13 protein-coding genes and 1 tRNA gene are annotated in these 11,489 nt (G+C 68.9%); 7 read left to right on the top strand and 7 right to left on the bottom strand.

Annotated features, from left to right (window positions below; genetic code table 11):
• Positions 1-9: 9 nt before the first annotated feature.
• Positions 10-495: a Dps family protein gene (locus tag M3C17_RS17995; protein WP_259979423.1), complete on the bottom strand. Its 486-nt coding sequence runs from the start codon at positions 493-495 to the stop codon at positions 10-12.
• A 159-nt stretch (positions 496-654) separates the two neighbouring features.
• On the opposite strand from M3C17_RS17995, the gene M3C17_RS17990 reads away from it, so the two are divergent.
• Positions 655-1,227 (top strand): gamma carbonic anhydrase family protein, encoded by a 573-nt coding sequence (locus M3C17_RS17990; protein WP_259979421.1) that lies wholly within the window; start codon positions 655-657, stop codon positions 1,225-1,227.
• Between the two features lie 13 nt (positions 1,228-1,240).
• A tRNA-Ile gene (locus M3C17_RS17985) sits at positions 1,241-1,314 on the top strand.
• A 10-nt stretch (positions 1,315-1,324) separates the two neighbouring features.
• Here the strand turns inward: M3C17_RS17985 and M3C17_RS17980 are convergent.
• From M3C17_RS17980 to M3C17_RS17955, 6 genes are read right to left on the bottom strand one after another with little or no spacing between them, the layout of a single operon-like run.
• A complete protein-coding gene (locus tag M3C17_RS17980; RefSeq protein ID WP_259979420.1) occupies positions 1,325-2,464 on the bottom strand; it encodes a TetR/AcrR family transcriptional regulator in 1,140 nt (379 codons plus the stop codon).
• 14 nt (positions 2,465-2,478) lie between these two features.
• Positions 2,479-3,624: an acyl-CoA dehydrogenase family protein gene (locus tag M3C17_RS17975; RefSeq protein ID WP_259979419.1), complete on the bottom strand. Its 1,146-nt coding sequence runs from the start codon at positions 3,622-3,624 to the stop codon at positions 2,479-2,481.
• A 9-nt stretch (positions 3,625-3,633) separates the two neighbouring features.
• Entirely contained in the window at positions 3,634-4,464 is an 831-nt protein-coding gene (locus M3C17_RS17970; protein WP_259979416.1) for an SDR family NAD(P)-dependent oxidoreductase, read from the bottom strand.
• Positions 4,465-4,478: 14 nt separating this feature from the next.
• Positions 4,479-4,883: a MaoC/PaaZ C-terminal domain-containing protein gene (locus tag M3C17_RS17965; RefSeq protein ID WP_259979408.1), complete on the bottom strand. Its 405-nt coding sequence runs from the start codon at positions 4,881-4,883 to the stop codon at positions 4,479-4,481.
• A complete protein-coding gene (locus M3C17_RS17960) occupies positions 4,880-5,338 on the bottom strand; it encodes a MaoC family dehydratase N-terminal domain-containing protein (RefSeq protein ID WP_259979424.1) in 459 nt (152 codons plus the stop codon). Before M3C17_RS17960 ends, M3C17_RS17965 begins: the two co-directional genes overlap by 4 nt.
• Positions 5,338-6,516 carry a lipid-transfer protein gene (locus M3C17_RS17955; protein WP_259979405.1) on the bottom strand — a complete coding sequence of 393 codons (1,179 nt, stop codon included), beginning with the start codon at positions 6,514-6,516 and terminating at the stop codon, positions 5,338-5,340. Before M3C17_RS17955 ends, M3C17_RS17960 begins: the two co-directional genes overlap by 1 nt.
• Positions 6,517-6,579: 63 nt before the next feature.
• Between M3C17_RS17955 and M3C17_RS17950 the strand changes: the two genes are divergently transcribed.
• The 5 genes from M3C17_RS17950 to M3C17_RS17930 all read left to right on the top strand — a co-directional run bounded on the left by M3C17_RS17950 (position 6,580) and on the right by M3C17_RS17930 (position 11,482).
• Positions 6,580-8,214, top strand: a complete 1,635-nt coding sequence (locus tag M3C17_RS17950; protein ID WP_311198456.1) for a long-chain-fatty-acid--CoA ligase — start codon at positions 6,580-6,582, stop codon at positions 8,212-8,214.
• Positions 8,211-9,299: a CaiB/BaiF CoA-transferase family protein gene (locus M3C17_RS17945; protein ID WP_259979401.1), complete on the top strand. Its 1,089-nt coding sequence runs from the start codon at positions 8,211-8,213 to the stop codon at positions 9,297-9,299. The genes M3C17_RS17950 and M3C17_RS17945 overlap by 4 nt, the downstream gene beginning before the upstream one ends.
• Positions 9,300-9,396: 97 nt before the next feature.
• On the top strand, positions 9,397-10,617 hold the full coding sequence (locus M3C17_RS17940) for a globin domain-containing protein (protein ID WP_259979400.1): 1,221 nt from the start codon (positions 9,397-9,399) through the stop codon (positions 10,615-10,617).
• Between the two features lie 195 nt (positions 10,618-10,812).
• A complete protein-coding gene (locus M3C17_RS17935; RefSeq protein WP_259979399.1) occupies positions 10,813-11,139 on the top strand; it encodes a hypothetical protein in 327 nt (108 codons plus the stop codon).
• 82 nt (positions 11,140-11,221) lie between these two features.
• Positions 11,222-11,482 (top strand): DUF6458 family protein, encoded by a 261-nt coding sequence (locus M3C17_RS17930; protein WP_259979397.1) that lies wholly within the window; start codon positions 11,222-11,224, stop codon positions 11,480-11,482.
• Positions 11,483-11,489: the final 7 nt, after the last annotated feature.

Here is an 11,489-nt window from a genome sequence, read left to right as displayed (position 1 = left end):
CGAGACGGCTCAGGCCGCGATGTGCGACACGAGGAACCAGCGGTCCTTCTCGAGTCCACGCTGGATCTCGATGGCGACGTCCTGGCTCGTGAGATCGACCTCGTCGAGACCGTCGACCGCGGCCTTCACGTCGACGAGGATCGCGTCGATGTCGGCGATCACGGCGCGGATGAGCTCGTCGGACTGTGCGAAGCCCGCGGCGACCGTCGTCGCGCCGGCCTTCTCGGCGACCGCCGTGACACGAGCGTCGATCGGAAGACCCAGAGCGACGATGCGCTCTGCGGCCGTGTCGGCGAAGTCTCCCGCGTGGGCGACGATCGTGTCGAGCAGCTCGTGCACGCCCACGAAGTTCGCGCCGCGCGCGTGCCAGTGGGCCTGCTTGCCGTTGATCGTGAGGGCCTGGAGCCCGAGGACGACGGGGGAGAGGAACTGCGCCGCACCTGCGGCGACGGTCGGGTCGATGGCGGTGGTGGAAACGGTCTGTGCCTTGCTCATCTTGTGCTCCTCGAGTCGTTCGGCTTCTTGATGACATCAACGCTACTCAGCTCAGAATGTTCCGCAAGGAAGATGAGGCATCGCTAACCCGGGGTCATGACCGGGCGAGCGGCGTCGAAGGAGCCGGGAACGCCCCACGGCGAGCACTAGAGTCGCAGCATGACCCACGACTCCTCCCTGCTCGCGCTGCCGGGGCGAACACCGCAGATCGATCCGTCCGCCTTCCTCGCGCCCGGTTCCCGAGTCATCGGCGCCGTCACCCTGCACGAGGGGGCGAGCGTCTGGTACAACGCCGTGCTGCGGGCCGACTCCGACACGGTGACGGTGGGGGCGGGAAGCAACGTGCAGGACAACGTGTCCGTGCATGTGGACCGCGGCCACCCGGTGGTCATCGGCGAGGACGTCTCGATCGGCCACAACGCGGTCGTGCACGGCTGCACGATCGGGGACGGCGCGCTGATCGGCATGGGGGCGGTCGTGCTCTCCGGCGCGACCATCGGTGCCGAATGCCTCGTGGCGGGTGGGGCGCTCGTCCTCGGCGGGACAGAGGTTCCCGCCGGATCGCTCGTCGCCGGAGTTCCCGCCCGCGTGCGCAGACAGCTGACGGCGGAGGAGCGCGCCGGTCTGCGCGAGAACGCGCGGGTGTATCGGGATCACACCGAGACCCACCGCGCTGCGGCACAGGTCCCCGGTCCTGCGGCGACGCCGGACGACGGCGCGGGGGACCGGTAGTCTCGGAGAGCAGGGGGCGGTGGCCAAGCTGGTTAAGGCAGTGGGCTCATAACCCAACGATCGCGGGTTCAAGTCCCGCCCGCCCTACGATTCGATCTCAGGCGTCGAGGACGGACAGGCACACCCGTGCGGCGAGCGACTCGGCGTCCTCCCGCGTCCGCACCGAGGGATTGCGTGCGAGATCGTTGCAGGCCGACAGCGCCGCCTGCACCGTGATCGTGGCTGCCGCGCTGGTCAGCGCCGGGTGGACCTCCTGCAGGAGATGGGACCACTCGTCGACGTACGCCCGCTGTTCCCCCCGCATCGCCCGTGCCTGCTCTGCGGGCAGGTTGTGGACTTCTGTCACGAGAGCATCCACGATGTCGGGGTGTCCCATGGCGAACTCCGCGTAGGACGCTGCCAGTCGATGAAGCGCCGTCCGCGGGTCCGCCGTCTCGGCGAGGATGCGGTCGAGTCCCAGCTGCAGGTGTCCGTCGGCATGGGTGAGTGCGATGACGAGGAGATCCTGCTTGGTGGGCAGGTGGCTGTAGAGGCTTCCCGTCGCAAGGCCGACGTCGGCCGCGAGCTCCTCGACGCTCACTCCTGCGTAGCTCCCGGCTGCGAAGAGCCGCATCGCCGAGGAGACCAGCCGTGCGCGCGGACTCACCCGCGGCCGACCGGGGCCGCGGGGCCGCTCGGGTGCGTTCGCAGCGATCGGAGTGCGCAAGGCGCGCTCGGCCAGTTCGGCCAGCAGCTCCTCGTGCTGCGACCGGGCGAGGTCGGAGCGCGTGAACGCCGGACTGAGGAGGACGGCGAGCGCGGCGGTCGTTGCGGCACTGGTCTCGCCCGTGGACGAGACCGCGGCGGCGAACGCGTCACGGACGTCGCGCAGCGCCGCCTGCACGCGGGGCGAGGTGCCAGCCGGAAGGTGGCGTGACTCGCGCTGCCAGAGCACCCCGGCGTCGCGGTGGTCGAGGATGAAGGCGGACAGCGCTGCGAGACACTCCTCCCGATTCGAGGAGGCGTCGATCTCTGCGCGGAATCCGTCGAGCGCCGAGGACAGGACCTCGGCGAGGATGTGCTCCTTGCCGGGGAAGTGCCGGTACAGCGCGGAGGGCCCGACCTGCACGGCATCGGCGATGTCCCGGACGCTGACGTGCTCGTACCCGCGCTGGGCGAACAGGGTCGCCGCGGCGTCCAGGATCAGCGCGCGCCTGTTCGCCGGGCGCGTCCCCCGCGTCGCCATGACCCCGCTCATGCCGCTCCTCCGTGTCAATCCAGCCGGAGGGACCGGCCGATGATCTCCCTCATGATCTCACTCGTGCCGCCGTAGATCCGCGACACTCGGGCATCCGCATACAGTCGCGCGATCGGATACTCGGTCATGTACCCGTATCCGCCGTGCAGCTGGACGCAGGCATCGGTCGTGCGCCCCAGCAGTTCGGTGGCCCAGAGCTTCGCCTTCGCCGCATCGACGGGGGAGAGACGCCCCGCGACGAGCTCGGCCAGACAGCGATCGACGTAATGGCGGGTGATGTCGATCTCGGTGTCCAGGTCTGCGAGTCGATGGCGTGTGGTCTGGAAGGACCCGATCGGCACGCCGAACGCCTTCCTGGCCCGGACATGGTCTGCGGTCCAGCGCAGTGCCGTGCGAGCTTGAGCCACCGCCGCGATGGCGATCGAGAGCCGTTCCGTGGGCAGGTTCGAGGTGAGAGCGAAGAACCCGCCTCCCTCCTCGCCGACGAGGTTGGCGGCCGGGACGATCGCGTCGCTGAACGACAGCTCCGCGGTGTCCTGAACGTGCATGCCGAGCTTCTCGAGTCGCCGCCCCCGTTCGAATCCGGGGGTGCCGCGCTCCACGGCCAGAAGCGACAGTCCGCGATGCGGATCATCGCCGGTGCGCACGACCACGAGCACCAGGTCGGCGTTGATGCCGTTCGTGATGAAGGTCTTCGCGCCGTTCACCACGTAGTGATCGCCTTCGCGCACGGCTCGCGTACGGATCCCGGCGAGGTCGGAACCCGTTCCCGGCTCCGTCATCGCGATGGCAAGGATCGTGCGTCCTTCCGCGATCGCGGGGAGCCACCGCTGCTGCTGCTCGGCGGAGGCGAGGCGGAGCAGGTAGGGGAGGACGACGTCGGACTGGAGTGTCGCACCGGTGAGGGCTGGGAAGACGCCGGCCTCGGCTGCCTCCTCCGCGAGCACCGCGCTGAACCGGAGGTCCTCGACGCCCGATCCGCCGAACTCCTCGGGCACAGCCGCGAACAGACCGAGTTCCCCCAACCCGGTGAACAGCTCACGGGGGACGATGCCCTCCGTTTCCCACGTCGCGTAGTGCGGGGTGACCTCACGAGCGAGGAACTCTAGCGACGCCTCCCGGAAGGCCTCGTGATCGTGGTCGAAGATGTCGCGTTCCATGGTTTCCTGTCAGATCGAGAAGCCGCCGCCGCAGACCACCGTCTGCGCCGAGATGTAGTCCGATTCCGGAAGGCAGAAGAGCAGCACGGCGCCGGCCGCCTCTTCGGGTGTCCCGGATCGCCCCAGGGGGATCTGCGATGCCATCTGCTCCAGGAGCTGAGCGCTCACGCCGACCTTGATCTCCCGCCCGTCGATGTCGATCGTGCTGTCGCCGGATGCCGCCGCCTCTGTGAGACGCGTGCGGATCATCCCGAACGCCACCGTGTTCGCGGTGACGTTGTACCGCCCCCACTCCTTGGCGATGGTCTTGGTCAGCCCGATGACGCCGGCCTTCGCGGAGGCGTAGTTCGCCTGACCCGGGTTGCCGCCGAGACCGGCGACCGACGAGATGTTGACGACTTTGCGGCAGGGCACCGGCTCACCGGCGGACTGCGCGGCTTTGACGGCGGCCGAGATGACAGGCTGAGCGGCGCGGAGGATCCGGAACGGCGCCTTGAGGTGCACGTCGAGGATCGTGTCCCACTGCTCGTCGGTCGTCTTCTGGATCACCGCGTCCCACGTGAACCCGGCGTTGTTGATGATGATGTCTACTCCGCCGAAGTTGTGGACGGCCGTCTGCACGAATCGCTCCGCGAAGCCGTCCGCCGTCACCGAGCCAGGACAGGCGATCGCACGTCCTCCTGAGGCGAGGATGTCTGCGACCGTCTGCTCCGCCGGCTCCGCATCGAGGTCGTTGACGACGACCGCGGCTCCTTCGCCGGCGAGGCGCAGCGCGATTTCACGACCGATCCCGCGCCCGGATCCGGAGACGATGGCCACTTTGCCTGCGAGTTTCTCCATGAGGACTCCCTTGTTCATTCGTGCAGTGCGGTGATGTCGATGACGGCCTCTCCGCGGAGCGTCACCGTGCCGTCAGGCAGTGTCACCTGGATGGCGAGCGTCGCCTCCCGGTCGTCCACCGCGGTCACCACGCCGGTGCAGCGGGGCTGGGCGTAGAGCGGGGTGATGGCCGCGAAGCGGACGGAGAAGTCGCGGAGCGCACGCTGCGGGATGAACCCGGTGAGCATGCGGCCGAGATAGGCCATGGAGAGCATGCCGTGGGCGAAGACGTCCTCCAGCCCGGCGGCGCGTGCCGCATCCAGGTCGATATGGATCGGATTGTGGTCGCCGCTGGCGCCGGCGAACAGGGCCAGGGTCGTGCGGGTGAGGGGGGCGATCGTCAGGGACGGCACGTGCTGCTCGACGGTGAGGCGGGTCATCGCGCGTCCTCCGGGTTCTGGACCACGAGGAGCGATGTGGCCGTGACGATCGGATCCGCCTCACGCGTGACCTCCGTGACGATCTCGAGGAAGTCGAGCGCACCCTCGCGCTTGGAGTAGCAGTCGGCGATGTGGGTGCTGAGCCGGAGCTCGTCTCCGGCGTATGCGAGCGCCTGATAGTGGAAGCGTTGTTCGCCGTGGAGGATCCGCAGGAGGTCGATGCCGAGGGTCTCCAGGTACCAGAACGGGTTCGGCTGCTCCAGACCCATGCTGAACGCAAAGGTCGGCGGCACCGGAAGGTCGGGATGACCGACCGCGCGCGCGGCCGTCACATCGACGTAGATCGGATCGTCCTCGCCGATGGCACGGGCGAAGGCTCGGAGCCGACCCCGTTCGACGGTGAAGGTGAGTTCGGGAAACGGCAGCGTCAGCGCGCGCTCGCGATCGATGACCATCACCGCAGCTTCTCGTACAGGGTGACGACGGCTGCGCCGCCCAGACCGATGTTGTGCTGCAGGGCGAGGGTCGCGCCGTCGACCTGCCGCGCTTCGGCGTCGCCGCGAAGCTGCCACGTCAGCTCTGCGCACTGCGCGAGGCCGGTGGCGCCGAGAGGGTGGCCCTTGGAGAGGAGCCCGCCGGACGGATTGGTCACCACACGACCGCCGTACGTGTTCTCGCCATCGAGGATGAACTGCTCGGCTGTCCCCTCATCTGTGAGGTCGAGGGCCTCATAGCTGAGCAGCTCGTTCGCGGTGAAGCAGTCGTGGAGTTCGACGACGGCGATGTCGCGTGGATCGACGCCCGAGTCCTCGTAGACGCGATGAGCGGCCGCTCTGGTCATGTCGTAGCCCACGAGTCGTCGCAGGTCGCCGTCGAAAGACGAATCCGTGTCGGTCGTCATGGCCTGTGCGGCCACGGCAACATCGGTCCGCAGCCCGTGCGCGCGTGCGTACGACTCCGAGACGAGGACAGCGGCGGCCGCGCCACAGGTCGGGGGGCAGCACTGCAGTCGGGTGAGGGGATCGTGGATCCGCGGCGAGGCCAGCACCTCCTCCACGGTGAGAGGGTCCCGGAACACGGCGTACGGGTTCGCGGCGGCGTGCGCACGCGACTTGACGGTGATCCGCGCCCACGTCTCGGGCCGGGTGCCGTAGCGCTGTGCGTACTGGGCGCCCGCGCCGCCGAACAGCTGCGGGGCGAACGGCGCATCACTCGGTCCCTGGACGGCATCGGAGACGCGGAGGAAGTCGTCGAAGGGACTCGGGCGATCGTCCCACCGGGTGCGCAGCGCCCCCCGTTCCATCTGCTCGAACCCGAAGGCCAGTGCCACGTCGACGCTGCCCGACGCGACGGCCTGCCGCGCCAGCCAGAGTGCGGTCGAGCCGGAGGAGCAATTGTTGTTGACGTTGACGATCGGTGCCCCGGTCCGACCCACCGGGTAGAGCGCTCGCTGTCCGCTGGTCGAGTCGCCGTACACGTACGCGGCGTACGTCTGCTGGACCGCGGCCAGGTCGATCCCCGCGTCGGCGAGCGCGGCGCGCACGGCACCGCCGGCCATCGCGTCGTAGCTCGCGCTGCGGCTCGGTGACGAGAAGGGGACCATGCCGACTCCGGCGACGATGACACGACTCATGACAGCTCCTTCTGAATGAGAATTCACTTAACGTCTCACAGCCCTTGACGTGGCGCAAGTCTCATGTTCAGAATGAGGCGCGGGTTAATGGAGCAATATTCACTTGATTGGGCGATGGAGGCCATTCGGATGCAACTGACGCAGCTGCTGCACAGAGCCGTGCAGCACACCCCGGACCGCATGCTCACGACATTCGGCGGCCGCACGAGAACCGCCTCCGAGACGATGGAGCGGGTCGCACGACTCGCGGCGGCCCTGCGTGCTCAGGGGGTTCGGCCGAACGATCGCGTCGGCATCCTCGCGTTGAACAGCGATCGCTACCTCGAGGTCCTGTTCGCGGTGCCGTGGGCGGGCGCAGTCGTGAATCCGGTGAACATCCGGTGGAGCGCGGCGGAGATCGCGTTCTCTCTCGACGACTGCCGCACCGACGTCCTTTTCGTGGACGACGCGTTCGCGCACCTCGTCCCCGTCCTCCGGGAGCGGGTCCCGACTCTGCGGGCGCTGGTGTACGTCGGCGACGATGCCGCTCCCGCAGGGATGACGGACATGGAGGCGCTCATCGCCTCCTCCGATCCCGTCGAAGACGCGGGCCGCGGGGGCGACGACATCTTCGGCGTCTTCTACACGGGCGGAACGACCGGGCACCCCAAGGGTGTCGTGCTGTCCCATCACAACATGCTCACGTCCGCGTACGGCTCCCTGGCGACCACCGATCTCTTCACCAGCGGCGGTGTGCTGCTGCATGCGGCGCCGATGTTCCACCTCGCCGACCTCACGTCGCTGATCATGGGGTTCATGCGCGGCGCCAGTCACGCGTTCGCGCCGACCTTCAGCCCCGAGGGCGTCATCGCGCTCATCGAGAGCGTCCGGGTCACCGATACGGTGCTGGTCCCCACCATGATCCAACTCCTGGTCGAGTCTCCGGCGATCGCGACCTCGGATGTGTCGAGCCTGCAGCGCATCGTCTACGGCGCCTCGCCGATCGCCGAGGCGACACTGCACCGAGCGTTCGCGGTGTTCGCCAATGTGCGCTTCACCCAGGCGTACGGCATGACCGAGCTGGGTCCCATCGCCACGCTGCTCACCGCGGCAGATCACGAGGATCCCGCCCTTCTCCGTGCTGCCGGTCGTCCGGTCGCGCATGCCTCGCTGAGGATCGTCGATGCCGAGGGGCGTGAGGTGCCTCGCGGCACGGTCGGGGAGGTGTGCGTGCAGGGCGACAATGTGATGCAGGGCTACTGGCGCCGTCCCGAGCTGACGGATGCGACCATCGTCGCGGGGTGGATGCGGACCGGCGACGCGGGGTACCTGACCGAGGACGGCTATCTCTTCGTCGTCGACCGCATCAAGGACATGATCGTGTCGGGCGGGGAGAACGTCTACTCCAGCGAGGTGGAGAATGCGCTCGCGAAGCACCCGGCTGTGCAGTCGTGTGCTGTGATCGGTCTTCCGGACGACGCGTGGGGCGAACGCGTGCACGCCGTGGTGGTGGCGGCGGAGGAGGAGGCGCCGGATGCGGAGGCCCTGCGGGCGTTCTGCCGTGCCCACATCGCCGGTTACAAGATCCCGCGCAGTTTCGAGTTCACCGACAGCCTCCCGATCTCGGCGGCCGGCAAGGTGCTGAAGACCGAACTGCGCGCGCGTCATCGCCCTGACGAGGCACACAGATCAGCTGCCACCGGGGTCGAGCGCCTGTGAACGCGGGACCGTTGCACGGTGTCCGGGTGATCGAACTGGCGGGTCTGGCACCGGCGCCGTTCGGCTGCATGCTTCTGGCGGACCTCGGTGCGGACGTGGTGCGGGTGGAACGGCCTGGTCCCGTGCGCGGCGTCCGACCGCCGCCTGGCCCGCTCGATCGCGGGCGCCGTTCCCTCCTGCTCGACCTCGATGATCGCGTGGGGATGGCGTCGTTCCGTCGGCTGCTGGCTGAGGCGGATGTCCTGGTCGAGGGCTTCCGCCCTGGGGTGATGGAGAGACGCGGCCTCGGACCCGACGACGTGCTCCGCGACCACCCGCGCCTCGTGTACGGCCGGATGACCGGATGGGGACAGACAGGACCCATGGCCCGCGAGGCCGGCCACGACATCAACTACATCGCCCTCGCGGGTGCTCTCGAACCGATCGGTCTCGCGGGAGAGCGGCCGACGGTGCCGCTCAACATCGTGGGCGACTTCGGCGGGGGCGGTCTTCTTCTCGCCTTCGGCGTCGTCGCCGCGTTGTTGGAGCGCGAGCGCTCGGGGCGAGGGCAGGTCGTGGACGCGGCCATGGTGGACGGCGCCAGCCTGCTGATGACCTTCCTGCATGGTCTCAAAGCGGCGGGGTGGTGGGAGGGCGCGAGGGGGGAGAACCTGCTCGATACCGGGAGCCCGTTCTACGACACCTACGCCTGCGCGGACGGGCGCTTCGTGGCGGTCGGGTGCATCGAGCCGGAGTTCTACGCGGAGTTCCTGCGTCTGCTGGGGCTCGACGGCGATGACCTCGGACCGCAGGACGATCGTTCCCGGTGGGCGGCGCACCGTGAGGCCTTCGCGCAGCGGTTGGCGACTCGGACCCGAGATGAGTGGGCGGACGTCTTCGCCGGATCGGACGCGTGCGTCACACCCGTGCTCTCCCCGTGGGAGGCGCATGCGCACGCCCATCACCGCGCCCGCGACGCCTTCGTCACCGTGGACGACGTGCGCCAGCCGGCACCGGCACCCCGCTTCAGCAGGTCGAAGGCGGCGCCTCCGCGTGCGCTGCGGCGGGACGTCGCCATCGAGGACGTGCTCCGCGACTGGACCTGAGAGACGAGTGACCGGAGTGGATTTATCACGGGATGCGTTCCGACCCCGCCGCCTACGTATGGGGAGGCTGATACCGCCCCAGAGCGGAAAGGTCGTCATGCAACTCTCACCGGAATCCGAAACCGTCGTCCGAGCCACCGCAGGTGTTGTCGCGGAGCACGCCGACGCGATCACTGCCCTGTTCTACCGGCGGATGTTCGCCGCCCACCCCGAGCTGCTCCGCGTCTTCAACCGGGCGAACCAGGCGATCGGCGAACAGCCGAAGGCCCTCGCGTCCTCGGTCGTCGCGTTCGCCGTGCAGCTCATCGACCCGGGCGCGCCCGACTTCTCGCCCGTCATGCGCCGCATCGCGCACAAGCATGTCTCGCTCGGCATCCAGGCGCGGCAGTACACCATCGTCGGACGTCATCTGCTCGACGCCGTCGGCGAGGTGCTGGGCGCCGCGGTCACCGCCGAGGTCCGTGCGGCGTGGGACGAGGTGTACTGGCTCTTCGGCTGCTCTCTGATCGCCGAGGAGGCGAAGCTGTACGCCCTCGGCGGCACCGATCCCGAGTCGCCGTGGCGGAAGTACCGCGTGGTCGAGCGGACCGCGGAGACCGACGATGTCGTCACGCTGACGCTCGCGCCGCTCGAGGGGGCGGTGCCGGAGCACCGTACCGGGCAGTACGTCGCCATCGCTGTCGACCTCCCGGACGGCACGCGGCAGCCGCGGCAGTACACGGTTTCGTCAGCCCCGCGCCGCGATGCCCTGCAGGTGACCGTCAAGCGCGTGCGCGGCGCCAACGGGACGCCCGATGGCCAGGTCTCCACCTGGCTGCACGAGTACGCGCATCCGGGAACGGTGCTCGACGTGTCGCAGCCCGCGGGCGATGTGGTGCTCGACGAGGGCGAGGAGCCGCTGGTCCTCATCTCGGCCGGTATCGGCATCACCCCTGTCGCCGCGATCCTCGACGATGTCGCGCGTCGGCAGCCCGAACGCACGGTGCGGCTCTTCCACGCCGACGGCGCCCACGACGCGCATGCGCTCTACGGCTCCCTTCGGCGGAACGTCCTCGCGATGAAGGACGCGCGTGCGCAGAACTGGTACGCCAGCGGGGCCGAGCACGCGCCCACCCTGCAGCCCGCGCGCGCCGGACGCATGGACCTGAGCGAGGTCGAGCTGCCCGAGGGGGCGCGGGTCTTCATGTGCGGTCCGCTGCCCTTCATGCGCGAGGTGCGGGACACTCTGACCGGTCGCGGAGTGCCCCTCGAGCGCATCGACTACGAGGTGTTCGGGCCCGATCTCTGGGCACGCCGACCGGATCAGGGCGCAGCCTAGGCCGGGTGCGTTGCCCGGAGGACGGCGTCTTCGTACAATGCTGACGAACGTCGGACGGGAGGACGACCGCGGCGGCAGTGCACGCGGCGTTCATCGCCCCTCGCAGCAGCGCTGCCGCGAGCCCGCTCGACCGATTCTGAGCGAGGGGAGCGGCGGGATGCCATCGACTGCTGTGGTGCGGCTGGGGGAGGGCGCATGGGCTCCCTGACGTACGGTTCCGGCGCGAACGTGATCTCGATCGAGGATCGTGCCCTCGCGCACCTGAAGGTCGTCATCGCCACGAAGCTGCGACGCAACGAGAGCTTCACTCTCTCGTGGCGCCATCCGGAAGGGGAGGAGCCCGGCCGTTCCACGATCTGGCTCCATCCCTCGATCCCGCTGCGGTTCACGTTCGACGACCCCGAGCCGCCGCAGCTGAACATGCGCTGGATCGAGGATCTCATGCATTCAGCGAACTCCTCCGGCGGCATCACCCTGCTCGACGAGATCGTCGAACAGGAGGAGCCGGAAGCGGCCGAGTGAGCGCTGTCAAGCCCCTCGATCGCCTGCGCGCATGCGGGCATCGTTCAGCTGTGCGGCACCCGGCCGCTGAACGGGAGGCAACATGAGCATCGGCACTGGAATCGCGCTGTTCGTCATCGGAGCGATCCTCGTCTTCGCCGTGAACGTCGACGTGCCCTGGGTGAGCCTCGACATGGTGGGCTACATCCTCATGGGCGCGGGAGTGGTGATCTTCCTGATCGGTATCGTTCTGCTCGCGCGTCGTCGGCGGACCGAGACGGTGTCCCGCACCTACGTGGACCCGGCGACCGGCGAGCCGACGACCCGACGGTCGATGAGCTCGAGCTCCGACGAAGGACTCTGAGACGATC

It is taken from the genome of Microbacterium sp. p3-SID336, assembly GCF_025143365.1.
Lineage (GTDB): Bacteria > Actinomycetota > Actinomycetes > Actinomycetales > Microbacteriaceae > Microbacterium.
This window is presented reverse-complemented; position numbering and strand designations above follow the sequence as displayed.